The organism is Kitasatospora setae KM-6054, assembly GCF_000269985.1.
Lineage (GTDB): Bacteria > Actinomycetota > Actinomycetes > Streptomycetales > Streptomycetaceae > Kitasatospora > Kitasatospora setae.
Map to the genome: position 1 here is coordinate 6029232 of NC_016109.1, position 25991 is coordinate 6055222.

At 74.1% G+C, this 25991-nt stretch carries 19 protein-coding genes; 15 read left to right on the forward strand and 4 right to left on the reverse strand.

The features are described from left to right. Nucleotides 1-193: 193 nt before the first annotated feature. The 5 genes from KSE_RS26715 to KSE_RS26735 all read left to right on the forward strand — a co-directional run bounded on the left by KSE_RS26715 (nucleotide 194) and on the right by KSE_RS26735 (nucleotide 6880). Nucleotides 194-1864, forward strand: coding sequence for an ATP-binding cassette domain-containing protein (locus tag KSE_RS26715; RefSeq protein WP_014138475.1), 1671 nt, complete (start codon nucleotides 194-196; stop codon nucleotides 1862-1864). Between the two features lie 41 nt (nucleotides 1865-1905). Further along, nucleotides 1906-2676 carry a hypothetical protein gene (locus KSE_RS26720; protein ID WP_148283163.1) on the forward strand — a complete coding sequence of 257 codons (771 nt, stop codon included), beginning with the start codon at nucleotides 1906-1908 and terminating at the stop codon, nucleotides 2674-2676. A gap of 258 nt (nucleotides 2677-2934) precedes the next feature. Continuing rightward, the gene (locus tag KSE_RS26725; RefSeq protein WP_014138477.1) at nucleotides 2935-3807 is read left to right on the forward strand and encodes a FadR/GntR family transcriptional regulator; all 873 of its coding nucleotides are present in this window, start codon (nucleotides 2935-2937) and stop codon (nucleotides 3805-3807) included. A gap of 370 nt (nucleotides 3808-4177) precedes the next feature. Next, nucleotides 4178-5803, forward strand: coding sequence for an RNA polymerase sigma factor (locus KSE_RS26730; protein ID WP_014138478.1), 1626 nt, complete (start codon nucleotides 4178-4180; stop codon nucleotides 5801-5803). A gap of 222 nt (nucleotides 5804-6025) precedes the next feature. After that, nucleotides 6026-6880, forward strand: a complete 855-nt coding sequence (locus KSE_RS26735; protein ID WP_014138479.1) for a S1 family peptidase — start codon at nucleotides 6026-6028, stop codon at nucleotides 6878-6880. 159 nt (nucleotides 6881-7039) lie between these two features. Here KSE_RS26735 and KSE_RS26740 read toward each other — a convergent pair whose 3' ends face one another. After that, entirely contained in the window at nucleotides 7040-7270 is a 231-nt protein-coding gene (locus tag KSE_RS26740) for a DUF7455 domain-containing protein (protein WP_014138480.1), read from the reverse strand. A gap of 468 nt (nucleotides 7271-7738) precedes the next feature. Here KSE_RS26740 and KSE_RS26745 point away from each other — a divergent pair, with 468 nt between their 5' ends. The 6 genes from KSE_RS26745 to KSE_RS26770 all read left to right on the forward strand — a co-directional run bounded on the left by KSE_RS26745 (nucleotide 7739) and on the right by KSE_RS26770 (nucleotide 14540). Further along, nucleotides 7739-9850 (forward strand): DNA gyrase/topoisomerase IV subunit B, encoded by a 2112-nt coding sequence (locus KSE_RS26745; RefSeq protein ID WP_033258455.1) that lies wholly within the window; start codon nucleotides 7739-7741, stop codon nucleotides 9848-9850. Between the two features lie 139 nt (nucleotides 9851-9989). Further along, the gene (locus KSE_RS26750; RefSeq protein ID WP_014138482.1) at nucleotides 9990-10478 is read left to right on the forward strand and encodes a DUF1453 family protein; all 489 of its coding nucleotides are present in this window, start codon (nucleotides 9990-9992) and stop codon (nucleotides 10476-10478) included. Between the two features lie 69 nt (nucleotides 10479-10547). Continuing rightward, nucleotides 10548-11708 carry a sensor histidine kinase gene (locus KSE_RS26755; protein ID WP_014138483.1) on the forward strand — a complete coding sequence of 387 codons (1161 nt, stop codon included), beginning with the start codon at nucleotides 10548-10550 and terminating at the stop codon, nucleotides 11706-11708. Continuing rightward, nucleotides 11705-12409, forward strand: a complete 705-nt coding sequence (locus KSE_RS26760; RefSeq protein ID WP_014138484.1) for a response regulator transcription factor — start codon at nucleotides 11705-11707, stop codon at nucleotides 12407-12409. Before KSE_RS26755 ends, KSE_RS26760 begins: the two co-directional genes overlap by 4 nt. A 113-nt stretch (nucleotides 12410-12522) precedes the next feature. Further along, nucleotides 12523-12939, forward strand: coding sequence for a DUF485 domain-containing protein (locus KSE_RS44990; RefSeq protein WP_014138485.1), 417 nt, complete (start codon nucleotides 12523-12525; stop codon nucleotides 12937-12939). Beyond that, nucleotides 12936-14540, forward strand: coding sequence for a solute symporter family protein (locus KSE_RS26770; protein WP_014138486.1), 1605 nt, complete (start codon nucleotides 12936-12938; stop codon nucleotides 14538-14540). The genes KSE_RS44990 and KSE_RS26770 overlap by 4 nt, the downstream gene beginning before the upstream one ends. 101 nt (nucleotides 14541-14641) lie before the next feature. Here KSE_RS26770 and KSE_RS26775 read toward each other — a convergent pair whose 3' ends face one another. Then, complete coding sequence (locus KSE_RS26775; protein ID WP_014138487.1) at nucleotides 14642-15592, reverse strand: sucrase ferredoxin; 951 nt, start codon at nucleotides 15590-15592, stop codon at nucleotides 14642-14644. Nucleotides 15593-15713: 121 nt separating this feature from the next. Continuing rightward, a complete protein-coding gene (locus tag KSE_RS26780; protein WP_014138488.1) occupies nucleotides 15714-18164 on the reverse strand; it encodes a DNA gyrase/topoisomerase IV subunit A in 2451 nt (816 codons plus the stop codon). A gap of 238 nt (nucleotides 18165-18402) precedes the next feature. Here KSE_RS26780 and KSE_RS26785 point away from each other — a divergent pair, with 238 nt between their 5' ends. The 3 genes from KSE_RS26785 to KSE_RS26795 all read left to right on the forward strand — a co-directional run bounded on the left by KSE_RS26785 (nucleotide 18403) and on the right by KSE_RS26795 (nucleotide 22688). Further along, on the forward strand, nucleotides 18403-19746 hold the full coding sequence (locus KSE_RS26785) for a M16 family metallopeptidase (RefSeq protein WP_014138489.1): 1344 nt from the start codon (nucleotides 18403-18405) through the stop codon (nucleotides 19744-19746). A gap of 17 nt (nucleotides 19747-19763) precedes the next feature. Beyond that, entirely contained in the window at nucleotides 19764-21128 is a 1365-nt protein-coding gene (locus tag KSE_RS26790) for a M16 family metallopeptidase (protein WP_033258460.1), read from the forward strand. Between the two features lie 366 nt (nucleotides 21129-21494). After that, entirely contained in the window at nucleotides 21495-22688 is a 1194-nt protein-coding gene (locus tag KSE_RS26795; RefSeq protein WP_014138491.1) for an RtcB family protein, read from the forward strand. 56 nt (nucleotides 22689-22744) lie between these two features. Here KSE_RS26795 and KSE_RS26800 read toward each other — a convergent pair whose 3' ends face one another. Continuing rightward, the gene (locus tag KSE_RS26800; protein WP_014138492.1) at nucleotides 22745-23023 is read right to left on the reverse strand and encodes an HPr family phosphocarrier protein; all 279 of its coding nucleotides are present in this window, start codon (nucleotides 23021-23023) and stop codon (nucleotides 22745-22747) included. Nucleotides 23024-23182: 159 nt separating this feature from the next. Between KSE_RS26800 and KSE_RS26805 the strand changes: the two genes are divergently transcribed. Beyond that, nucleotides 23183-25957, forward strand: coding sequence for a bifunctional acetate--CoA ligase family protein/GNAT family N-acetyltransferase (locus KSE_RS26805; protein WP_014138493.1), 2775 nt, complete (start codon nucleotides 23183-23185; stop codon nucleotides 25955-25957). Nucleotides 25958-25991: the final 34 nt, after the last annotated feature.

Consider the following 25991-nt stretch of genomic DNA (forward strand, 5'->3'; position numbering starts at 1 on the left):
GCCAACGGGTGGTGACGGTCCGTGAGAAAGGCGTCAGCGCGGCGAGGAGGCTGTCGCCCGCACGGGTGAGGTCGGCGCTGACACCGTCCGCGGCCCATCCGGAATGCCTGGTTTCCCCGCTTCCGCGTCCTACTGTGCAGGCTCAGGCCGGGCGGACGCCCCGGCCGGGCGGCGGGCGAGGGAGCGGGCGGCGATGATCCAGATCACCGGACTGACCAAGGCGTACCGGCGGGGGCGTCCTCCCGCGGTGCTCGACCTGAGCTTCGACGCCCGCCCGGGGATGGTCACCGCGCTGCTCGGGGACGAGGGGGCGGGCAAGTCGACCGCGCTCCGGCTGATGGTGGAGCTGGAACGGGGCCACGGCCTCACCCTGTTCGACGGCCGGACGTACCGGCGGATCCGGCGCCCGGAACGGGAGATCGGCGTCCTGCTGTCCACCGGCCGCCCGGAGGCCGGGCACCCCGGACAGCGGGCCCGGGCCCACCTGCGGATGCTGGCCGGCACGGTCGGCGTCCCGGCCCGCCGGGCCGACGACCTGCTGGAGCAGACCCGGCTCGCCGCCGTCGCCGACCACCGGCTCGGCACCTTCTCGCCCGGCATGCACCGCCGCCTCGCCCTGGCCGCCGCGCTGCTCGGCAACCCCTCGACGCTGCTGCTGGACGCTCCCACCGAGGGCCTGTCCCCGAGCGGCGAGGAGTGGTTCCGGGCCTTCCTGCGCTCCTTCGCGCTCTCCGGCGGCACCGTGCTGACCACCACCCGGGCCCCCGAGGAGGCCGCCGGACTCGCCGACCGGGTGGTCACCCTGGACGCGGGCCGACTGGCCGCCGACCAGCCGGTGGTGGAGTTCCGCCGGACCAGGCTGCACCCCGAAGTGCTGGTCCGGGGGCCGCAGATGGCCCGCCTCGCGGACCTGCTGACCGCCCAGGGCGGCCAGGTCCGGCACGACGGCGGGGCCGGCCTCGCGGTGAGCGGCATCGGCCGCACCGAGATCGGCGAACTCGCCTACCGCAACGGCATCCTGCTGCACGAGCTGGCCGACCGGGTGGTGGAGCGCCCGGTCTCCTACCCCTCCGCCCTGCCCAGCAGTTCGGGCCGCTCCGGCCAGGTGCTGATCCGGACGGCGACCGATCCCGGCGAGCGGCCGCCCGCCGGGCAGCGCCCGGTGACCATCGGCCGCCCGGCCGGACCGGAGCGCCCGCTCGACCACCGCGGCCTGCAGGCCGGCCGCTGGGCCGCCGCCGCGCTCGCGCCGAACCCGGTCGCCCCGGAGCAAGGGCAGGGGCAGGAGCGGGAGCGGGAGCGGGAGGAGACCCGGGGCGAAGGCCAGGGCGCCTCGCTGCCCGCCCCGACCCCGTCGGCCCCGACCCCGCCTACCCCGACCCCGGCCCCGCCGGCAGCGGTGGTGCCGGCGCCGTCGGCCCCCGCCGTCGACCTGACCCGCCGGACGTCGCGGACGCCCGGCGGGGCCTCCGCGCTCGGCCATCCGGAGGCACGCGGCGCGGCGCGGCCCGCGCGGCCGGTGGCGCCGGAGCCCGCGGCGGCGACCATGGCCGACGCCGAGCAGTTGGCCGCCAACCCGACCGACGCGGAACTGCTGACTCCCGCGCGGATCAGGGGAGTCGGCCACCAGCCCGCGCCGGTCCGACCCTTCGCGGGACGCCCCTGGCCGGCCCCGGCCGACGCCGCCGAACTGCGGGCCGCCGAGCCCGCCGAGTCCGCAGGCCCGGCGGCCCGGCCGAGGCAGTCAGCCGAGCCAGCCGAGTCGGGTACAGGAACAGGAACAGGAACAAGCACAGGCACAGGCACCGGTACGGAAACAGCGGCGCGGCGCGCTGCCGTCGGCGACGAGAACGGGAGTGAGTGACCGTGCGGGTGGTGGCGAGTGAGGTGCGGCGTCTGCGCGGGGTGCGTTCCACGTGGGTGGTGGTCGCGGGCGCGCTGCTGGTGAACGCGGCGGTGGCGGCGTTCACCGCGAGTCGGCTGCCGGCCGGGGAGTTGGCGGTGCCGGACGCGGTGCGGGTGGTCGCGGCGGTGGTGCCGGCCCTGCCGCTGCCGCTGACCGCGCTCGCGGCGGCGGTGCTCGGCGCGCTGGCCTACGGCAACGAGACGCGCTGGCCCGGCCTGCCCGCTTCCCGGGTGACGCTGGGGCGCCGGCTCGGCGGACTGCTGGCGAAGGCGCTGGTGGTGGGTGCGACGGCGGCCCTGCTGGCGGTGGCCGTGCTCGGTCTGAACGCCTTGGCGGCCTGGCTCGCGCTGCCCGCCGGGACGGACGCCGCGGCGCTGCTCGCCCCGTCCGTGTGGCCGGCCGGCCCGTTCGCGGCGGGCGGGATCGGCCGTCCGCTGCTGGTGTTCCCGGTGCTCGCGGTGGCGGGCGGCTGGGCCGGGCTGCTGATCACCTCGCTGGTCCGCAGCGCCGTCGTCGGCATCCTGCTGACCGGCGCGCTGCCCGCCCTGCTGGAGCCCACCGCGGGTCTGCTGCTGCACCGTACGGGTCGCAACTGGCCTTTCTGGGTACGGGAGTTGGTGCCCTTCCAGTACGGCCTGGACTGGGTCCGCGGTACCGCCGACCGGACGGCCGGCGCGCTGGACGGGGTGGTGGCGGCCGCGCTGCTGGCGCCCGCCGGGCTGCTGGTGCTGGCGGCGGTGCTGGCCCAGCTGCGCCGCCGCAGCCTCTGAGCTGCGCGGTCGCCGTCCGCCGTCCGGCGTCCGGCGTCGCGGAAAGGGCCGGAAAGCGCGGGGGAGCGGTGCCCGGAAGGGCCTTGACGGTGTGACAGTCGGGTCGGCCGGGGCGGTTGGGAAAAAACACACCTTGTGACCGGTATGCGCATTTACGGCTGATAAGAAGTCAATTATCCAGACACGGTCGATCACCCTTTCGTGTGCTTTTCACGAGAATGCTCAAGGCGGATCCGCCGATCGCCGACAAAGGAAGGCGTGAGTACCCTTGCGCACCCCACCGTTACCGCCGCTCGCCAGGCCGAGTCGATCTCCGCCTCCGAGCTTGACCGTTTCCCGTACGCCGACCGCCCGGCCCCGCCCGCGCCCCGCTGGGAGGGGGCCGAGAGCGACCTCTCCCGGGTCGGTCGGAAGACCACCAGCAGCCGCGGCCGCGGCCTGCACGGCCAGTTGGTCCAGCAGCTCGGCCAGATGATCGTCTCCGGCGACCTGGGCGCCGACCGCCCGCTGGTGCCGGAGGAGATCGGCCAGCGCTTCGAGGTCTCCCGCACCGTGGTGCGCGAGTCGCTCCGGGTGCTGGAGGCCAAGGGCCTGGTCTCGGCCCGGCCGAACGTCGGCACCCGGGTCCGCCCGGTGAGCGACTGGAACCTGCTGGACCCCGACATCATCGAGTGGCGCGCCTTCGGCCCGCAGCGCGACGAACAGCGCCGCGAGCTGTTCGAGCTGCGCTGGGCGATCGAGCCGCTGGCCGCCCGGCTGGCCGCCGGCCACGGCCGGGAGGACGTCCAGCACCGGCTGGTCGAGCTGACCGAGATCATGGGCCACGCCGGCAACCAGGGCGACCTGGTCAGCTACGCCCGGGCCGACGCCGAGCTGCACGGCCTGGTGCTGCAGATGGCCGGGAACCGGATGCTGGAGCACCTGTCCGGCATCGTGGCCGGCGCGCTCCAGGTCTCCGGCGGTTCCGGCGGCACCTGCGAGCGCCCGTCCGAGTCGGCGGTCGGCCTGCACGCCCGGCTGGTGGACGCGCTCGGCACCGGGGACGGCACTGCCGCCGAGGCCGCCATCCGCGCGCTGCTCACCGTCCACCCGGACATCGAGCACGCCGTCCCCGCGCCGCGCGAGCACTGAGCGGCCGGACCCCAGTCGCCCGGAGCCGGATGGCCCCTCCGCTGCCCCGCCCGCGCAGCCGAGGGGCCATCGGCACGTCAGGGCCCCGGGCCGTCCCGCGGGCCTCGCGGATAGGCCGCTCGGGGGCTGCCCGAGGCGGTCGCCGGGTGGTGTGACGGGCGCCACGACGGGCATGCGTAACACTTGAGGGGCGGCAGCGATGTGTACGGAGCGGAAGCAGCTCCGGAATATCACCACTAGCCAGCTGGCTGTGATGGTCCGCGGCGCTGCTGCCGTCCTGCAGACCCCGGTCACCGTCCACCCGTCCGAGCCCGAGCAGTCGGGCCGGTCGGTGCGGGTTCGTGTCCACTCATCGTCCGAGAGGTTGTTCGTGTCGGCCAGCACATCCCGTTCCCTTCCCCCCGAGATCGCCGAGTCCGCGGCACTGCTGGCGCTCATCGAGCGGGGCAAGGCCCAGGGGCAGATCGCCGGTGACGACGTGCGCCACGCGTTCGAGGCGGACCAGATCCCGGTCACCAAGTGGAAGAACGTCATGCGCAGCCTCAACCAGGTGCTGATTGAGGAGGGGGTGGAGCTGATGGTCAGCGCGGCGGAGCCGGCCGGCGCCAAGCGCAAGAGCGTCGCGGCCAAGAGCACCACCAAGCGCACCGCGACCAAGGCGGTCACCACCCGCACGCCGGTCGCCCAGACCAAGCCCCCGGTGCGGATCGCCCCCGCGGCGAACATCGCCCCGTCCGTCTCCGTGACCGCCTCGGTGACCAGCACCGAGGTCACCGTCATCGAGTCCATCGACGTCTCCGAGGCCAGGGCCGCGGTCAAGAAGGCCGCCGCCGCCCCGGCGAAGAAGGCGGTGGCCAAGAAGGCCGCCGCGCCCGCCAAGAAGACCGCCGCCAAGAAGACCGCGGCGGCCGGCAAGCCCGGTGCCAAGGGCGACGAGGAGATCATCGGCGAGGAGGAGCTCCTCGAGGACGTGGCGCTCCCCGGCGACGTCAAGGAGGGCGAGGCCGAGGAGGAGACCGACCAGGGCTTCGTGCTCTCGGACGACGACGAGGACGACGCCCCGGCCCAGCAGGTCGCGGTGGCCGGCGCCACCGCCGACCCGGTCAAGGACTACCTCAAGCAGATCGGCAAGGTCCCGCTGCTCAACGCCGAGCAGGAGGTCGAGCTCGCCAAGCGGATCGAGGCCGGCCTGTTCGCCGAGGACAAGCTGAGCCAGGCCGACAAGCTCGCCCCCAAGCTCAAGCGCGAGCTGGAGATCATCGCCGAGGACGGCCGCCGCGCCAAGAACCACCTGCTGGAGGCCAACCTCCGCCTGGTGGTCTCGCTGGCCAAGCGCTACACCGGCCGCGGCATGCTCTTCCTGGACCTGATCCAGGAGGGCAACCTCGGTCTGATCCGCGCGGTCGAGAAGTTCGACTACACCAAGGGCTACAAGTTCTCGACCTACGCGACCTGGTGGATCCGGCAGGCGATCACCCGCGCCATGGCCGACCAGGCCCGCACCATCCGCATCCCGGTGCACATGGTCGAGGTCATCAACAAGCTGGCCCGCGTGCAGCGCCAGATGCTCCAGGACCTGGGCCGCGAGCCCACCCCGGAGGAGCTGGCCAAGGAACTCGACATGACCCCCGAGAAGGTCATCGAGGTCCAGAAGTACGGCCGCGAGCCGATCTCGCTGCACACCCCGCTCGGCGAGGACGGCGACAGCGAGTTCGGTGACCTGATCGAGGACTCCGAGGCGGTCGTCCCGGCCGACGCGGTCTCCTTCACCCTGCTCCAGGAGCAGCTGCACTCGGTGCTGGACACGCTGTCCGAGCGCGAGGCGGGCGTGGTCTCGATGCGCTTCGGCCTCACCGACGGGCAGCCGAAGACGCTGGACGAGATCGGCAAGGTCTACGGCGTGACGCGCGAGCGGATCCGGCAGATCGAGTCGAAGACCATGTCGAAGCTGCGCCACCCGTCGCGCTCCCAGGTGCTGCGCGACTACCTGGACTGATCCGGCTCCCGGACGTCACGCGAACGGGCCCCTCCACCATCGGTGGAGGGGCCCGTTCGCGTGTCCGGGGATCGCCCGTTGGGGTGGCGGGCGGGCCGGACGGGGGCACGCGGGGTGACCGGCTGACTACGCTGGGCCGGTTGTCGCGGCGCACCGCGGCAGCACGCCCCGCCGGGCGCCCGCCCGGCGCTGCGGGAACCCGCCGACACCCCTGGAGAACCGGTGCCCATCCTGGACACGTTCGCGCCTCGGCTGCTCCGCCGCCGGGCGGTCGCGCTCGTCGCCCTGGCCGCCCTGCCCGCCCCGCTGGTCGCGCTGGGCGCGGCCGCTCCGGCCGCCGCGCAGCGGCGGATCATCGGCGGGACGGGCACCACCACCGGCGAACACCCGTGGATGGTGGCGCTGGCCAGCCGGCAGCAGTTCGGCTCGGCCCGCTCCGGGCAGTTCTGCGGCGGGGCGCTGATCAGCCCGACCAAGGTGATCACGGCGGCGCACTGCTTCTACGACGAGTCCACCGCCCGTCCCACCGACCGGCCCGGACTGCGGGTGGTCCTCGGACGGGACGACCTGCGGGGCACCGCGGGGCGGGAGGTGGCGGTGCGCGCGGTGTGGATCGACCCCGGCTACAGCTTCACCGCGAACACCCGGGACGTGGCGGTGCTCACCCTCACCGAGCCGCAGGACGGCCGACCGGTGCTGGAGCTGGTGAACCCGGGCGAGACCGAGCCCTACGCGGCGGGCACCCCGGCGACGGTCTTCGGCTGGGGCGACACCCGGGGCAACGGCAGCTACTCGAACACGCTGCGCCAGGTCACCGTGCCGATCGTCTCGGACGAGGTCTGCGGGCACGCCTACCCGGGCGGCGCGGACAGCGCGTACGACGCCCGCAGCATGGTGTGCGCGGGCGAGCAGCAGGGCGGCCGGGACGCCTGTCAGGGCGACAGCGGCGGGCCGCTGCTGGTGGCCGGGCGGCTGGCCGGGCTGGTCTCCTGGGGGGCCGGCTGCGCGGAGGCGGACCACCCCGGGGTGTACACCCGGATCGCGGCGGTCTCGGAGGCCGTGCACAACGTGCTGTGAGCCCCCGGACGGCGGGACGGCGGGACGGCGGGGGACCCGGGGGACTGCCGCACGGCGGGGGCGGCGGGACGGCGGGGAAACGCCACGGCCGGGTGGCCCGCCCCTGGAAGGGGTGGGCCACCCGGCCGTTTCAAGCAGCTCGGGAGAGCAGCGGGAGCGTCAGCGCTCCCCCTCCTCGGCGACTGCCGGGGTGCCGGAGAGGCGGTCGCTCTCGTCGTGTATCTCCACGGCGATCTTCTTGAGCTCAGGCTCGAACTTTCGCCCGTGGTGGGCGCAGAACAGCAGCTCTCCGCCACTGGAGAGGACGACGCGCAGGTAAGCCTGAGCGCCGCAACGGTCGCAGCGGTCTGCCGCGGTGAGCGGGCTCGCAGGGGTCAGAACAGTAGTCACGTCGCCTCTTCTCTAGCTCGACGAGCTGTGTACCAGGATCAACATCCAACCAGGTCGAATTCGTTCCCGCTCGTGGCTTTTCTCTTGGAGGATTCTGCCGTCGTCTTGATGAGGACGTGCCCCGGGTAACGGTGGTTCATGCCTACCGATTCCCGCGGCCGGCCAATCGCCTCGAACACCCGACCGGGCCGGGGGGCGAGGTCCGCGTAGCATAATCCTCCGCTGGGTTGGAGCATAAGCCCCGTCCCGGAACCCGTTGGACCGCATCGCAGCAGCTCCCGGCCCTCTCGGGCGCCCCGGACCCGCCAGGACCCGTGGTGTCGGCAGGAGATGGCAGGCTGGTAACCGCCCCCGGGGCGGGAATCGTGTTCGCGCAGCGCGTACAAAGCGAGCGGGCCCGAGCGGCCCGGATCTCAGTTGCTGAGAGCATGCGGGGGTGTCCGTCAACGTCATGGAGGAGTGCAGAGCGTGAGTGGAGAAAAGACCGGCCCGTCCTCTCTGGTGACCGGTGAGGGCGGGTCCGACTACACCGCGCGGCATCTGCTCGTCCTGGAGGGCCTGGAGGCGGTCCGCAAGCGGCCCGGCATGTACATCGGCTCGACCGACAGCCGCGGCCTGATGCACTGCCTCTGGGAGATCATCGACAACTCGGTGGACGAGGCGCTGGGCGGCTTCTGCGACCGGATCGACGTGCTGCTGCACCAGGACGGCTCGGTCGAGGTCCGCGACAACGGCCGCGGCATCCCGGTGGACGTCGAGCCGAAGACCGGGCTGTCCGGCGTCGAGGTGGTGATGACCAAGCTGCACGCGGGCGGCAAGTTCGGCGGCGGCTCGTACGCGGCCTCCGGCGGCCTGCACGGCGTCGGCGCCTCGGTGGTCAACGCGCTGTCCGCCCGGCTGGACGTCGAGGTGGACCGCTCCGGCGCCACCCACGCGATCAGCTTCCGGCGCGGCACCCCCGGCGCGTACGCCGGGGAGGGGCCGGACGCGGCGTTCGAGCCCGGCAGCGGGATGACCAAGCGCGGCAAGTTCGCCAAGACCCGCACCGGCACCCGGATCCGCTACTGGGCGGACCGGCAGATCTTCCTCAAGGACGCGAAGCTCTCGCTGGAGTCGCTGCACAGCCGGGCCCGGCAGACCGCCTTCCTGGTGCCCGGGCTGACCATCGTGGTGCGCGACGAGCGGCTCACCGAGAGCGAGCAGGTCGCCGAGGAGACCTTCCGCTACGACGGCGGGATCAGCGAGTTCTGCGAGTTCCTGGCGCCGGACCGGCCGATCTCCGACGTGCTGCGGCTGCGCGGCGAGGGCACCTTCAAGGAGACCGTCCCGGTGCTCGACGAGCTCGGGCACATGACCCCCACCGAGGTCACCCGCGAGCTCGGGGTGGACATCGCGCTGCGCTGGGGCGCCGGCTACGACACCACCCAGCGCTCCTTCGTCAACATCATCTCCACCCCCAAGGGCGGCACCCACGTCACCGGCTTCGAACGGCAGCTCGCCAAGACCGTCAACGAGGCGTTGCGGGCCGCCAAGCTGCTGCGGGTCGCCGAGGACGACATCACCAAGGACGACGCCCAGGAGGGCCTGACCGCGGTCATCACCGTCCGGCTCGCCGAGCCGCAGTTCGAGGGCCAGACCAAGGAGGTGCTGGGCACCTCGGCGGCCAACCGGATCGTCGCGGCCGTGGTCGCCAAGGAGCTCAAGGCGTTCCTGACCTCGGCCAAGAAGGACGAGAAGCTGCAGGCCAGGGCCGTGCTGGAGAAGGTCGTCGCGGCCGCCCGGACCAGGGTCGCGGCCCGGCAGCACAAGGAGGCGCAGCGCCGGAAGACCGCGCTGGAGACCTCCTCGCTGCCCGCCAAGCTGGCCGACTGCCGCAGCGACGACGTCGAGCGCAGCGAGCTGTTCATCGTCGAGGGCGACTCCGCGCTCGGCACCGCCAAGCTGGCCCGGAACTCCGAGTTCCAGGCGCTGCTGCCGATCCGCGGCAAGATCCTGAACGTGCAGAAGGCGTCGGTGAGCGACATGCTCAAGAACGCCGAGTGCGCCTCGATCATCCAGGTGATAGGAGCGGGCTCCGGCCGGACGTTCGACATCGACCAGGCCCGCTACGGCAAGGTCATCTTCATGGCCGACGCCGACGTCGACGGCTCGCACATCCGCACCCTGCTGCTCACGCTGTTCCACCGCTACATGCGGCCGATGGTCGAGCAGGGCCGGGTGTTCGCCGCCGTGCCGCCGCTGCACCGGATCGAGCTGACCAACCCCAAGCGCGGCCAGGAGAAGTACCACTACACCTACTCCGACGCCGAACTGCGACGCACCCTGCTGCAGTTCCAGGGCAAGGGGCTGCGCTGGAAGGACCCGATCCAGCGCTACAAGGGCCTCGGCGAGATGGACGCCGACCAGCTGGCCGAGACCACCATGGACCCGCGGTTCCGGATCCTGCGCCGGATCAACCTGGGCGACCTGGAGTCCGCGGAGAAGACCTTCGACCTGCTGATGGGCAACGACGTCGCGCCGCGCCGCGAGTTCATCGTCGACTCGGCGGCCACCCTGGACCGGTCCCGGATCGACGCCTGAGCGAGCCGGTGCCGAAGGGCTCTCCACCCCCGGGTGGAGAGCCCTTCGGCGTGCGGGATCAACCCGCGCTCCGAGGACCGGGCGACCCGCGCTCCGTAGCGTTGGCGGTGTCGAGAACACCCCGTCTGGAGGCACCGAGATGACCGCCCTGTCCGATGTCCTGATCGCCGTCGCCGTGATCGTCCTGGTGGTGGGCCGGCAGCTGCGGGCCCGCCGGCTGGACGGCGAGCGCCGCCTGTGGCTGCTGCTGCCGCTGGTGCTGGTCGCCGCCGGACTGCGCGACACCGCCCTGCTCGACCCGGAGCACCGGGCCACCGCCGCCGTGCTGCTGGCCGGCTCGCTGCTCACCACCGCCGGCATGGGCTGCGCCTGGGCCTGGACGGTGCGGATCTGGCGGGAGGCCGACGGCGTGCTGTGGAGCAGGGGCGGCACCGCCACCGTGTTCGCCTGGGTCGGCGCCGTCGTGATCCGGATCGGCTGGTACGGGCTGGGCGCCGCGCTGCACGTCCACCAGTCCGGCAGCGTGCTGCTGCTCTCGCTCGGCGTGCTGCTGCTGACCCGCTCGGTGGTCCTCCGCTGGCGGGCCGGGCAGTTGGACGGCGGCAAGCGGCACACGCTGGCCGCCTGAGACGCCGTCAGAACACCGCCGCCGGGCTCCGACTGGGCCCGGCGGCGCCGCTGTTGAGAGGATCGGCCGGTGAGCACACTGCAACGCTGGACCCGCTGGCCCGCCGGGGACGTCCCGATCCGGGAGCGCGGTTCGCGGGCCCGGACCACGCTGTCCTTCTTCGGCCGGGCCGCGATGCTGGGCGCCGTGGTCTTCGGCACCTTCGCCGAACAGCGGTACACCGGCTGGCGGTTGCTGCCGCCGATCGGCTGGATCGCCGCCACCGCCGGCCTGTTCACCGGCTGGTACTTCGCCTGCCGGGCCCGCCGGCTGTGGCCCGCGCTGGGCTGCGCCGCCGGACTGCTGGCCACCGCCGGGCTCGCCCACGAGGGCGGCGCCGACACCCTGGCCTCGGTGATCTGGTGCGGGCTCGCGGTGCTCGCCGTGATCCGGCTGCCGCTGGCCGCCGGACTGGTCACCGCCGGCGCGGCGCTGGCGAGTTACGGCCTGGGCACCGGGGAGTCGCTGCTGGTGATGCTGGCCGTCGCGGGCGGCCTCGGCCTGCTCGGCTACCTGCTGCGCCTCGACGGCCAGGCCCGCTCCGCGCAGCGCGCCCTGCTCGCCCAGGAACGCGCCGCCCAGGCCGCGCGGGCCGAGAGCGCGGCGCTCGCCGAACGGGCCAGGATCGCCCGGGAGATCCACGACGTGCTGGCGCACAGCCTCTCCGCGCAGCTGGTGCACCTGGAGGCGGCCCGGCTGATGCTGGACGCCGGGGCCGAGCGGGCCGAGGTCCGCGAACGGGTGGTCGCCGCCCGGCGGATGGCCCAGGACGGCCTGGCCGAGACCCGGCAGGCGCTGTCCGCGCTGCGCGGCGAGTTCGCCCCCGTCGCCGAGTTCGTCGCCGAGCTGGCCGCCGAGGCCGGGGCCGGGCTGGCCGTCGACGGGGTGCCGCGCCCGGTGCCCGCCGAGGCCGGCCTGGCGCTGCGCCGGGTCGCCCAGGAGGCGCTGACCAACGCCCGCAAGCACGCCCCCGGCGGCCGGGTGGACGTCCGACTCGCCTACCGGGAGGGCGAGGTGGAGCTGCGGGTGCGCAACTCGGCCGCCCCGCGCGGGGCGCACCCCGTGCTCGGCGGCAGCGGGAGCGGGTACGGTCTGCTCGGGATGCGCGAACGCGCGGAACTGCTCGGCGGCGAACTGCTGGCGGGCCCCGACGAGGGAGGGTGGCGCGTGCTGCTGCGGGTGCCGGCGTGACGGACGGACCGATCCGGGTGGTGGTCGCCGACGACCAGACCGTGGTGCGGGAGGGGATCGTGATGCTGCTCGGCCTGCTGCCGGGCATCACCGTGGTCGGCTCCGCGCCGGACGGCGAGGAGGCGCTGCGGCTGGTCGCCGAACACGCCCCCGACGTGGTGCTGATGGACCTGCGGATGCCGCGCTGCGACGGCGTGGAGGCCACCCGCCGGATCCGCGCCGGGCACCCCGGCACCGAGGTGGTGGTGCTCACCACGTACGCCGACGACGACTCGCTGTTCTCCGCGCTGCAGGCCGGGGCGCGCGGCTTCCTGACCAAGGACGCCGGCGCGGAGGAGATCGCCCGCGCGGTCGCGGACGTCCGCTCGGGCGCGGCCGGGCTCTCCCCGCAGGTCCAACTGCGGCTGCTGGAACGGCTGGCGGGCCCGGCGGCGGCTCCCGAGCCGGCGCCGGTCGCGACGGAGGCCGCCCCGGAGGCCGTCCGACGCCCTTCGCTGCCGGACGGGTTGACCCAGCGGGAGGCCGAGGTGCTGGCGCTGATCGCCGCCGGACTGTCCAACGCCGAGATCGCGGAGAGGTTGTTCGTCAGCCCCGCGACGGTGAAAACACATATCAACAACCTTTTCGCCAAGACGGCGGTACGGGATCGCGCGCAGGCCGTGGCGTACGCCTTCAGGCATGGAATTTCCGACGGTTCGTAAACCCACTCCCGGGTCGCTGGTTCGGGTGAACGTATCTGCACCGGTTTCGCGGTGTGGTTTGTGACGCTCCATCATGGTTCGGTCGTAGTGACCGAAATGATGAGGTGTCGACTGTGGCGCAACAGGAGAGAGTCGACTGGTGGGCCGCGGCCGCCGCCCGGCCCCGGGCGGTGGCGCGGCAGCGGGCCGCGGAACCGGTGGCGCCGGAGGAACGCGTCGGGCGCGAGGTCTACCGCAGCGTCCAGGACAGCGAGGCCTTCCAGGACATCCGGCGCGGCTACCGCTCGTTCGTGTTCCCGGCCAGCGCCGGGTTCCTGGCCTGGTACCTGCTGTTCGTCGCGGCCCAGGCGTTCGCCCCGGAGCTGATGAGCCGACAGGTCGCCGGGCCGCTCAACCTGGCCTGGCTGCTCGGCCTCGGCCAGTTCGCCTCGACCTTCCTGCTGACCTGGCTCTACGCCCGCAACGCCCGCACCAAGCGCGATCGAGCCGCCCTCGAACTGCGCTGGGACACCCAGGACCAACTGCGATGACCCCACACCCCAGCCACGGCCTGGCGGTGGCCCTGTTCGCCGTCGTCGTCGCCGTCACCCTCACCATCACCGTCTGGGTCGGCCGCCGCGGCCACGCCGCCGAGGACTTCTACGCCGGCGGCCGCGACTTCTCGCCGCTGCAGAACGGCTTCGCGCTCTCCGGCGACTACCTGTCGGCCGCGTCCTTCCTCGGCGTCACCGGCCTGATCGCGCTCTACGGCTACGACGGCGTGCTCTACAGCATCGGCTTCCTGGTCGCCTGGCTGGTCGTGCTGATGCTGGTCTCCGAACTCGTCCGCAACGCCGGCCGCTACACCCTGGCCGACGTGCTGGCGCTGCGGATGCGCCAGCGGCCGGTGCGCGCCGCGGCCGGCCTGGCGTCCATGGTCGTCACCCTGATGTACCTGATCGCGCAGATGGTCGGCGCCGGCAGCCTGGTCGCGCTGCTGCTCGGCACCGACAGCGGGGCCGCCAAGGGCTGGACCATCGTCGCGGTCGGCGGCCTGATGATCGTCTACGTCACGGTCGGCGGGATGCGCGCCACCACCTGGATCCAGATCGTCAAGGCCTTCCTGCTGGTGGCCGGCTCGGTGCTGCTCACGGTGCTGGTGGTGGCCCGCTTCCACGGCGACCTGGGCGCGCTGATGCACGCCGCCGCGCAGCACAGCGGCGTCGGCGACCGCTACCTGCAGCCCGGCCTGAAGTACGGGGCCAGCACCACCAGCCGGCTCGACTTCTTCAGCCTCGGCCTGGCGCTGGTGCTCGGCACCGCGGGCCTGCCGCACATCCTCAGCCGCTTCTACACCGTGCCCACCGCGCGGGCCGCGCGGCGCTCCACGATGTGGGCGATCGGCCTGATCGGCTGCTTCTACCTGATGGCGATCGTGCTCGGCCTCGGCGCCGGCGCGGTGGTCGGCGCGAAGGCGGTCAAGGCCGCCAACCCGGCCGGCAACACCGCCGTGCCGCTGCTCGCCCTCGACCTCGGCGGCGGCGCGGGCTCCACCTGGGGCCTGCTGCTGTTCGCGGTGATCTCGGCGATCGCCTTCGCCACCATCCTCGCCGTGGTCGCCGGACTCACCCTGGCCTCCTCGGCGGCCTTCGCCCACGACCTCTACGCGCGGGCCTGGCGCCGCCCCGAGGAGCGGCAGGTCTCCGAGCGCGAGGAGGTCATCGCGGCCCGGATCTCGGCGATCGTGATCGGCGGCCTCGCGGTGGTGCTCAGCCTGTTCGCGCAGAAGCTGAACGTCGCCTTCCTGGTCGGCCTGGCCTTCGCGGTGGCGGCCTCGGCGAACCTGCCGACGTTGCTGTACTCGCTGTTCTGGAAGCGCTTCACCACCCGGGGCGCGGTCTGGTCGGTCTACGGCGGCCTCGTCCCGGCGGTGGTGCTGGTGCTGTTCTCGCCGGTCGTCTCCGGCGCGAAGACCTCGGTCCTGCCCGGCCTCGACTTCCACTGGTTCCCGCTGGAGAACCCCGGCCTGGTCTCCATCCCGCTCGGCTTCCTGGCCGGCTGGCTGGGCACCGTCCTGGACAGGGAGCGCGCCGACGAGGACGGCTTCGCCGAACTGGAGGTGCGCGCCCTGACCGGCGCGGGCGCGGCCTGACCGGCCGGGCGGCAGCGACGGCGGGGAGCGGACGGCGGGGGGAGCGGACGGCGGAGGCCGGGAGGCGGGCGAAGCGGCCCGCGTCCCGGCCTCCCGGCACGTCAGGGGGCGGCGGGCGACGGCTCCGAGCCCTCCGAGCCCGCCGAGACCTCCGGGAGTTCCACGAGGTGTACGACGTCCATCCGGGACGGGGTGCCCGGCGCCTTGCCGCAGCTCTCCGGGCGCGGCGGCTCGCTCGCCGACTCGGCGACGGCGGCCCGCCAGCGGCGGCCGTCGGCGTGCCGGACCTCCACCGTCCACGGGGAGCCGCCGGGGGACTGGCGCAGCGTCAGGGCGTCGGCGGCGCCCTCGCCGGTCAGCTCGCGGACCGCCTGTTCGGCGGCCTGCGCCGGGCGCGGCCAGAACGAGCGGCCGCGGGAGTGGGCGAACGCGGTCTGCCCGGCGGCGGTCGCCGCCAGCACCTCCTTGGCGGACTCGGCGGTCAGCCGCCCGTACGCGTAGCCGTGCGGCAGCACCAGCATGGTGGGGGAGAAGCGGTGGCCGCCCAGGTGGGTGACCTCCCAGACCTCGCTGTGGCCGGCCGCCGCGATCTCGGCCGCCAGCGGGCGGCCGAGCAGCGCGCAGCAGCGGTCCCGGCGGCCGTTGGTGCACACCAGGGCGATCGGGCCGCCGACGTGCGGGGCGCCGAAGGAGCCGTGGTCGCCCGCGCCCAGGGCGGCGAAGTCCAGGGCGAGCAGCTCGGCGGCGGAGGCGAGGTGCCCGCGGCGGACCCACGGGTCGGCGGGCGAGGTGTGCGCGAGCAGCACCTCGTGCCGGGCGGTCCCGTCGGTGTCGGCGTGCCGGCCGGGACGGCGGATCAGCGCGATCCGGACGCCGGTGCCCTCGGCGGCGCGGTCCAGCGCGGCGCCCAGCTCCGGGTCCAGGTGGCTGCCGGTGAGCGCCTGCGCGCCCCAGGGACCGGACTGTTCGAGCAGCAGCCAGGTGGTGGCGGTGGCCGCGGTGGCGCTCAGCGGCTCGGTCAGTTCGCGCGACAGCGTCGTACAGGTGCTCACCCGGCCCAGCCTAGGCCGTCCCGCCCGCCCCGGCGGGGGCCTGGGCGCGGGAACGGGAACGGGAACGGGAACGGCGGGCGCCCCCGCCGTGGGGCGCCCGCCGTTCCGGGGGTGCGCGGGGCTACATCCGGCCGCCGACCGCGGCGATCGGGGTCGGCAGCGGGGTGCCGGAGCCGTCGCGGCGCGGGTCGCGCTCGGGGAGGGCGACCGGCTGGCCGGCGCTGCCCGCGCCGAGCGCGGGCAGCGGGCCGGCCCAGGCGAAGGCGAGGCCGTCCTCGCCGCGCAGGAAGCGCTGGCAGCGGACGCCGCCGGTGGCCCGGCCCTTGCGCGGGTACTGGTCGAACGGGGTGAGCTTCCAGCTGCTCTGCTCCTCGCCGGCCAGCGTGCCGGTGGCGGCGGCGACCGACAGCACCACCGCGTCCTGCGCCGGGTCGACCGCGCCGAAGGAGAGCACCCGCGCGCCGTCGGCCAGCTTGATGCCGGCCATGCCGCCGGCCGGGCGGCCCTGCGGGCGGACCTGGTTCGCCTGGTAGCGCAGCAGTTGGGCGTCGGAGGTGATGAAGACCAGGTCCTCCTCGCCGGTGCGCAGTTCGACCGCGCCGACCACGGCGTCGCCGTCCTTGAGCGCGATCACCTCGAACTCGTCCTTGTTGGCGGGCCATTCGGGCACCACCCGCTTGACCACGCCCTGCACGGTGCCGAGCGCCAGGCCGGGCGAGGACTCGTCCAGCGTGGTCAGCGCGATCGGCCGCTCGCCGTCCTCCAGCCGGAGGAACTCGGAGACCGCCGCGCCGCCGGACAGCGCCGCGGTGCCCGGGGGCAGCGCGGGCAGGTCGATCACCGGCAGCCGCAGTACCCGGCCGGCCGTGGTGACCAGGCCGACGTCGCCGCGGGCGGTGGCCGGGACGGCGGAGGCCAGCACGTCGTGCTTGGCACGGGCCGCGGACTCCTCGGTGACCGGCTTCAGGTCGAAGGTCCTGGCCAGCAGGCCGGTGGAGGACAGCAGCACCCGGCACGGGTCGTCCGCGACCTCCAGCGGCACCGCCAGCGCGGCGGACGGCACCGAGCCGGCCTCCAGCAGCACGGTGCGCCGCTCGGTGCCGAACTGCTTGGCGACCGAGCCGAGTTCGGAGGAGACCACGGAGCGCAGCTTGTGGTCCGACTCCAGGATCTCGGTCAGCTCGGCGATCTCCTTGAGCAGCTTGGACTGCTCGGCCTCCAGCTCGACCCGGTCGAAGCGGGTGAGCCGGCGCAGCGGCGTGTCCAGGATGTACGCGGTCTGCGTCTCGGAGAGGCCGAAGCGCTCCATCAGCCGGTCCTTGGCCTGCCCGGCGTCGTCGCTGCTGCGGATGACCGCGATCACCTCGTCGATGTCGACCAGCGCGACCAGCAGGCCCTCGACCAGGTGCAGCCGGTCCTGGCGCTTGCGGCGGCGGAAGTCGCTGCGCCGCTTGACCACCGTGAACCGGTGGTCGACGTAGACCTCCAGCAGCTCCTTGAGGCCCAGCGTCAGCGGCTGCCCGTCGACCAGCGCGACGTTGTTGATGCCGAAGGTCTCCTCCATCGGCGTCAGCTTGTACAGCTGCTCCAGCAGCGCCTCGGGGACGAAGCCGTTCTTCACCTCGATGACCAGGCGCAGGCCGTGCTCGCGGTCGGTGAGGTCCTTGACGTCCGCGATGCCCTGCAGCTTCTTCGCGTTGACCAGGTCCTTGATCTTCGCGATCACCTTCTCCGGGCCCACCGTGTACGGCAGTTCGGTGACCACGATGCCCTTGCGGCGGGCGGTGACGTTCTCGATCGAGGTGGTGGCGCGGATCTTGAAGGTGCCGCGGCCGGACTCGTACGCGTCCCGGATGCCGGAGAGGCCGACGATCCGGCCGCCGGTGGGCAGGTCGGGGCCGGGGACGAACCGCATCAGGGTCTCGAGGTCGGCCGCCGGGTGCTTGATCAGGTGCCGGGCGGCGGCGACCACCTCGGCCAGGTTGTGCGGCGGCATGTTGGTGGCCATGCCGACCGCGATCCCGGTGGCGCCGTTGACCAGCAGGTTCGGGAACGCCGAGGGGAGCACCTGCGGCTCCTGCTCGGAGCCGTCGTAGTTCGGGCCGAAGTCGACGGTGTCCTCGTGGATGGACTCCACCATCGACATCGAGGCCGCGGTCAGCCGCGACTCGGTGTAGCGCATCGCGGCCGGCGGGTCGTCGTTGCCGAGCGAGCCGAAGTTGCCGTGGCCGTCGATCAGCGGCAGCCGCATCGAGAACGGCTGCGCCAGGCGCACCACCGCGTCGTAGATCGAGGCGTCGCCGTGCGGGTGCAGCCGGCCCATCACCTCGCCGACCAGGCGCGCGCACTTGACGTGGCCGCGCTCCGGGCGCAGGCCCATCTCGTTGGCCTGGTAGAGGATCCGGCGGTGCACCGGCTTGAGGCCGTCCCGGGCGTCCGGCAGGGCCCGGGAGTAGATCACCGAGTAGGCGTACTCCAGGAACGAGCCCTGCATCTCGTCCACGACATCGACGTCGAGGATCCGCTCCTCGAAGTCACCGGGCGGCGGGGTGGGCGAACTGCGGCGGGCCATCGCGGCGGGGCTCCCTTGCGGTACATGCGGGACATGGGGGTGGGCGGACGCGGGCGTGAACGCCCCCCATTGTGGACCCTCGGTGGGACACCGCCCGTCACCCGGGCCGCTTCCGCCGCTGGCGAACGCGCCCGGGGCCCGGACACCTGACGGGGGCACCGGGCGTTGCACCACAATGGGGGACGTCACACGCCCCCGGCCCGGACACTCCGGAACCGACGACGGGAAGGACCCCCGCATGGCCAACCCCGCGCCCGCAAGCGGCCTCGCCATCACCGAACACCGCCTGGCCAACGGCCTGCGCGTGGTGCTCTCCGAGGACCACCTCACCCCGGTCGCCGCGGTCTGCCTCTGGTACGACGTCGGCTCCCGGCACGAGGTCAAGGGGCGCACCGGCCTCGCCCACCTCTTCGAGCACCTGATGTTCCAGGGCTCGGCGAACGTCTCCAACAACGGGCACTTCGAACTGGTCCAGGGCGCCGGCGGCTCGCTCAACGGCACCACCAGCTTCGAGCGCACCAACTACTTCGAGACCATGCCCGCCCACCAGCTGGAGCTCGCGCTCTGGCTGGAGGCCGACCGGATGGGCTCGCTGCTCGCCGCGCTGGACGAGACGTCCATGGAGAACCAGCGCGACGTGGTGAAGAACGAGCGCCGCCAGCGCTACGACAACGTGCCCTACGGCACCGCGTTCGAGAAGCTCACCGCGCTGTCCTTCCCCGACGGCCACCCCTACCACCACACCCCGATCGGCTCGATGGCCGACCTGGACGCCGCCACGCTGGAGGACGCCCGGACGTTCTTCCGCACCTACTACGCGCCCAACAACGCGGTGCTGTCGATCGTCGGCGACCTCGACCCCGAGCAGGCCATCGCCTGGGTGGAGAAGTACTTCGGCACGATCCCGGCCCACGACGGCAAGCAGCCGCCGCGCGACGGCTCGCTGCCCGACACCCTCGGCACCGAGGTGCGCGAGCTGGTCCGCGAGGACGTCCCGTCCCGCGCGCTGATGGCCGCCTACCGGCTGCCGCACGACGGCACCCGCGAGGCCGACGCCGCCGACCTGGCGCTGACCATCCTCGGCAGCGGCGAGTCGTCCCGGCTCTACAACCGGCTGGTGCGCCGCGACCGCACCGCCGTCGCGGCCGGCTTCGGCCTGCTGCGGCTCTCCGGCGCCCCCTCGCTCGGCTGGCTGGACGTCAAGGCCGGCGGCGACGCCACCCTGGAGCGGATCGAGGCCGCCGTCGACGAGGAGCTCGCCCGGTTCGCCGCCGAGGGCCCCACCGCCGCCGAACTCGAGCGCGCCCAGGCCCAGATCGAGCGCGAGTGGCTGGACCGGCTGACCACGGTGGCCGGCCGGGCCGACGAACTCTGCCGCTACGCCGTCCTGTTCGGCGACCCGAAGCTGGTCAACCAGGCCCTGCCGAAGGTCCTCGACGTCACCGCCGAGGAGGTCCGGGCCGTCGCCGCCGCGCGGCTGCGCCCCGACAACCGGGCCGTGCTGGTGTACGAGCCGACCGGCGACGAAGACCGCAACGAGAGCGACCAGAGCGACCAGAGCGACGAGGAGACCGCGGCGTGAGCGACCACACCCCCGCGATGGAGTTCCACCCGCAGCCGCAGCCCGGCACCCCCGCCCCCTGGGCGTTCCCGGCGCCCGAACGGCTCACCCTGGCCAACGGCCTGACGGTGCTGCACTGCCACCGCCCCGGCCAGCAGCTGGTCGCCGTCGACGTGGTGCTGGACGCGCCGCTCGCCGCCGAGCCGGACGGCCTGGACGGCGTCGCCTCGATCCTGGCCCGGGCGCTCTCCGAGGGCACCGACACGCTCACCGCCGAGGAGTTCGCCGGCGAGCTGGAGCGGGCCGGCGCCACCCTGGACACGCACGCCGACCACCCGGCGATCCGGGTCTCGCTGGAGGTCCCGGCCTCCCGCCTGGAGCGCGGCCTGACCCTGCTCGGCGACGCGCTGCGCACCCCCGCGCTGCCCGCCGACGAGATCGAGCGGCTGGTCGCCAACCGCCTCGACGAGATCGTCCACGAGCAGGCCAACCCGGCCCGGCGGGCCGCCAAGGCGCTGTACGGCGAGCTGTTCCCGGCCGCCGACCGGCTGTCCCGGCCGCGGGCCGGCACCGCCGAGACCGTCAGGCGGATCGACCGGGACGCGGTCCGGGCGTTCTACGACGCCCACCTGCGCCCGTCCACCGCCACCGCCGTGGTGGTCGGCGACCTCGCCGGCACCGACCTGGCCGCGCTGCTGGAGGGCACCCTGGGCCGGTGGACCGCCGAGCCCGCGACGCCCGCCGCGCACGGCCCGGTCAGCGCCGACGACACCGGCCGGGTGGTCATCGTCGACCGGCCCGGCTCGGTCCAGACCCAGCTGCTGATCGGCCGGATCGGCCCGGACCGGCACGACCCGGAGTGGGCCGCGCAGGTGCTCGGCACCTACTGCCTCGGCGGCACCCTCACCTCCCGGCTGGACCGGGTGCTGCGCGAGGAGAAGGGCTACACCTACGGCGTGCGGGCCTTCGCCCAGGCGCTGCGCTCCTCCGCCGACGGCTCCGGCCGCGGCATGCTGGCGATCAGCGGCTCGGTCGACACCGAGTCCACCGCGCCCGCGCTGGAGGACACCTGGACCATCCTGCGCACGCTGGCCGCCGAGGGCCTGACCGACGCCGAGCGGGAGGAGGCCGTGCAGTTCCTGGTCGGCGTCGCCCCGCTGAAGTTCGAGACGGCCGGCTCGGTCGCCGCGACCCTGGCCGACCAGGTCGAGCAGTACCTGCCCGACACCTACCAGGCCGACTTCTACCGGCGGTTGAGCGAACTGGACACCGCGGCCGCGACCCGCGCCGTGGTCGCCGCCTTCCCGCCGGACCGGCTGGTCACCGTGCTGGTCGGCGACGCCTCGGTGATCGCCGAGCCGGTCAAGGCGCTCGGCATCGGGGACGTCACGGTCGTCGCCTGACCCGGCACCGCCCGCGAGGGTCCGACGGGGCGTCAGCCCCGCCGGGCCCTCGGCGTTTCCCCGGGCCTTTAATGCCTTGCGCGCCGCCGGTGCGGCGTGGGTAGATATCCCCGACCGGGCGACCGAAGCGCGGTCGGACGCGACACACGGCGGAAGGAGGCGGTCACCATGCGGGTCGAGCCACGACGACGCTCCCCGAGACTGCCCTTCCGCTGCTCCCTCCGCACCGCCTGAGCAGTCTCCGGCGCAGCGCCCGTCCGCTGCCCGCGGCCCCGTGCGCCGGGCCGCCCCCGATCCTCCCCGCCGCCGCACCGGGCGTTCTCGTGCGGCACCTCGAACCCACCCGACCCAGGAGGTCGAACACCCATGTCGTACACCGAGGTACCCGGCGTCCGCGTCCCGATCCGGATGTGGACCGACCCGGCCACCGTCGAGGGCCAGGCCATGCAGCAGCTGCGCAACATCAGCACGCTGCCGTGGCTGCACGGCCTCGCCGTGATGCCGGACGTCCACCTGGGCAAGGGCGCGACGGTCGGCTCCGTCATCGCGATGAAGGGCGCGGTCTGCCCGGCCGCGGTCGGCGTCGACATCGGCTGCGGGATGACCGCCGTGAAGTCCTCGCTCACCGCCAAGGACCTCCCCGACGACCTGTCGCACCTGCGGCACCGGATCGAGCAGGCCATCCCGGTCGGCCGCGGCCTGCACACCGACCCGGTCGAGCCGGGCCGGCTGCACGGCCTGTCCACCGCCGGCTGGGACGACTTCTGGCGGCGCTTCGACGACATCGCCCCCGACGTGCGCTGGCGGCGCGAGCGGGCCGCCCAGCAGATGGCCACCCTCGGCGGCGGCAACCACTTCATCGAGCTCTGCCTGGACGACGACGGCGCGGTCTGGCTGATGCTGCACTCCGGCTCGCGCAACATCGGCAAGGAGCTCGCCGAGCACCACATGTCGATCGCCCAGTCGCTGCCGCACAACCAGGGCCTGATCGACCGGGACCTCGCGGTCTTCATCGCGGACACCCCGCAGATGGCCGCCTACCGCTCCGACCTGTTCTGGGCGCAGGAGTACGCCAAGCACAACCGGGCGCTGATGATGGCCCTGTTCCAGGACGCGGTCCGCCGCGAACTGCCCAAGGCCAAGGCCGTGTTCGGCGAACTGATCTCCTGCCACCACAACTACGTCGCGGAGGAGCGCTACGACGGCGTCGACCTGCTGGTCACCCGCAAGGGCGCGATCCGGGCCGGCTCGGGCGAGTACGGCATCATCCCGGGCTCGATGGGCACCGGCTCGTACATCGTGAAGGGCCTGGGGAACGCCGCCTCGTTCAACTCGGCCTCGCACGGCGCCGGCCGGAAGATGAGCCGCACCGCGGCCAAGAAGCGGTTCACCACCGCGGACCTGGCCGCGCAGACGGCGGGCGTCGAGTGCCGCAAGGACTCCGGCGTGGTCGACGAGATCCCCGGCGCGTACAAGCCGATCGAGAAGGTCATCGCCCAGCAGCGGGACTTGGTCGAGGTGGTGGCGCACCTGAAGCAGGTCATCTGCGTCAAGGGCTGAGCGCACGGCGAGGGGCCCGGGGGCGAGCGCGCCGCCCGGGCCCCCGAGGGCTGCCGCTACGCGGCGGGGAGCTCGTCCAGGCCCTCCTGGACGAGCTTGGCGACGCGGTCGAGGGCCGCCTCGGCGCCGTCCGCGTCGGAGCTGAGGACGACGGCGTCGCCGCCGGCCGCGCCCAGGGCGAGCAGGCCGAGCATGGAACCGGCGTTGACCGGCGTGCCGCCCTCCTTGGCGATGGTCATCGGGACGCCGGTCGAGGTGACGGCCTTGACGAAGACGGAGGCGGGACGGGCGTGCAGGCCCTCGGCCCAACCGATGGTGACGCGGCGCTCAGCCATGAGAGGTGCCTTTCACGTGGTGCAGGGTGGTGCAGGGTTGTCTAGACCAGTGTTGCACGCCGGCGCATCGCGGGCTCGTCGGCGCGGAGCGGCAGGGCCAGCGTGCCGTGCCCGGCACGCCTGGCGCCATCAGGCTCGCCGACGACTACGCTGGCGGGCGTGGAGCACGAGCGCGCGGAGCCGGCCAACGGGTACCCCCAGCACTGGGAGGCCGACGTCCTGCTGCGCGACGGCGGGACGGCCCGGATCCGGCCGATCACCGCGGACGACGCCGACCGGCTGGTCGAGTTCTACGAGCAGGTCTCCGACCGGTCGAAGTACTTCCGCTTCTTCGCCCCCTACCCGCACCTCTCCGACAAGGACGTCCGCCGGTTCACCCGGCACGACTACGTGAACCGGGTCGGCCTGGCGCTCGTCGTCCGCGACCGGTTCATCGCCACCGTCCGCTACGACCGCACCGACAAGGACGGCATGCCGTCCACCACCGGCACCGACGCCGAGGTCGCCTTCCTGGTGCAGGACGCCCACCAGGGCCGGGGCATCGCCTCCGCGCTGCTGGAGCACATCGCCGCGGTCGCCCAGGAGCGCGGCATCCGCCGGTTCACCGCCGAGGTGCTGCCGGAGAACCGCACGATGGTCAAGGTCTTCACCGACGCCGGCTACACCCAGCGCCGCAGCTTCGCCGACGGCGTGGTGCACCTGGAGTTCGACCTGGAGCCGACCGCCGCCTCGCTCGCCGTCATGCGGGCCCGCGAGCACCGCGCCGAGGCCCGCTCCGTGCAGCGCCTGCTGACCCCCCGGTCGATCGCCGTGATCGGCGTCTCGCGCAACCCGCAGTCGGTCGGCCGGGCCCTGCTGCGCGACGTCCGCTCCGGCTTCGACGGCCCGGTGTACGCCGTCAACCGCGGCGCCGCGCCGGGCACCGACCTGGAGGGCCTGCCCGCGCACCGCTCGGTGCTGGACGTGCCCGGACCGGTCGACCTCGCGGTGATCGCGGTGCCCGAGCCGTCCGTCCCCGGCGCGGTCGCCGAGTGCGGGGCGCACGGCGTGCAGGGCCTGGTGGTGGTCAGCGCCGGGTACGCCGAGACCGGTCCGGACGGCCGAGACCGGCAGCGCGCGCTGGTCCGCCAGGCCCGGGCGGCCGGCATGCGGGTGATCGGCCCGAACGCGTTCGGCCTGCTCAACACCGACCCCGGGCACCGGCTGAACGCCTCGCTCGCCCCCGCGCTGCCCGACCGCGGCCCGTTCGGCGTGTTCTGCCAGTCCGGCGCGATCGGCGTCGCCCTGCTGGAGGCCGCGCACCGCCGCGGCACGGGCCTCTCCTCGTTCGCCTCGGTCGGCAACCGCGCCGACGTCTCCGGCAACGACCTGCTGCAGTACTGGGAGGAGGACGACGCCACCGAGGTGGTGCTGCTCTACCTGGAGTCCTTCGGCAACCCGCGCAAGTTCACCCGGATCGCCCGCCGGCTCGCCGCCGCCAAACCCGTCGTGGTGCTCAAGGGCGCCCGGCACACCGGCAGCCTGCCGCCCGGCCACGCCGTCCAGCCCGCCGCCACCCGGCTGCGCGACGCCACCGTGGACGCCCTGTTCCAGCAGGCCGGCGTGATCCGGGTGGACACCATCACCGAACTCTTCGACACCGGCGAACTCCTCGCCGGACAGCCGCTCCCGCAGGGCGGCCGGGTCGCCGTGGTCGGCAACTCCGACTCGCTCGGCCTGCTCACCTACGACACCTGCCTGAGCGCCGGACTGCGCCCCCGCACCCCCGTCGACCTGACCACCGGCGCCAGCGGCGAGAACTTCCGGATCGCCCTGGACACCGCGCTCGCCGACCCGCACACCGACGCCGTGATCGCCGTCGCCATCCCGCCGATCGGCGTGCAGGGCGCCGGCGCCGCCGCCGAACTCGTCGAGGACGACCCCGAGATCGCCCAGGCCCTGCTGGACGCCGCCGACCGCGGCCGGGAACTCGGCAAACCGCTGCTGCTCGCCCACCTCGCGCTGCCCGCGCTGGTCGCCCGGCTGCGCGCCGGGGGCGTGCCCGCCTACCCCGCGCCGGAACGCGCCGTGCACGCGCTGGCCGACGCCGTCCGCTACGCGAAGTGGCGCCGGCGCAACGCCGAGGCCGAGCAGACCGCCCGGGTCCCCGAACTCGACGGCGTCGACGAGAACGCCGCCCGCGCCCTGGTCGCCCACGCCCTGACCAGCCGGGAGGCGGTCGCCGCCCGGCTGCAGGCCGGCGGCGCCCGGGTCACCCTGCCCGACGCCGAGGCCGCCGAACTGCTCGGCCACTACGGCATCCCGGTCAGCCCGGCGCTGCCCGCCCCCGACGAGGCGAGCGCCGTCCGGGCCGCCGCCGCCCTCGGCTACCCGGTCGCGCTCAAGGCCACCGCCGAGCACCTGCGGCACCGCCCCGACCTGGGCAGCGTCCGGCTCGACCTGACCGGCGAGGCCGGGCTGCGCCGCGCCCACCGCGAGCTGGACGCGCTGCTCGGCGGCGCCGCCCAGGCCGAACTGGTGGTGCAGCGGCTCGCCCCGCGCGGCGTCGACACCGTGATCGGCGCGGCCGTCGACCCCGCCGTCGGCACCATCCTGTCCTTCGGCCTCTCCGGCGCCCCCGCCGAACTGCTCGGCGACGTCGCGCACCGCCTCGTCCCCGCCACCGACCGGGACGTCGCCGAACTGATCCGCGAGGTGCGGGCCGCCCCGCTGCTGTTCGGCTGGCGCGGCGCCGAGGCGGTCGACACCGACGCGCTGGAGGAGGTCCTGCTCCGGGTCTCCCGCCTCGTCGACGACCTGCCCGAGGTCGCCGCGGTCGACCTGGAGCCCGTCGTGGTCGCCCCGCACGGGCTGGCCGTGCTCGGCGCCCGGGTCCGGATCGCCCCGCTGCCGGTCCGCACCGATCTGGGGCCGCGCGCCATGAGCACGCTGTAATCTTGCGTGGTTGCCCGCCCGGCCCGGGCGGCCC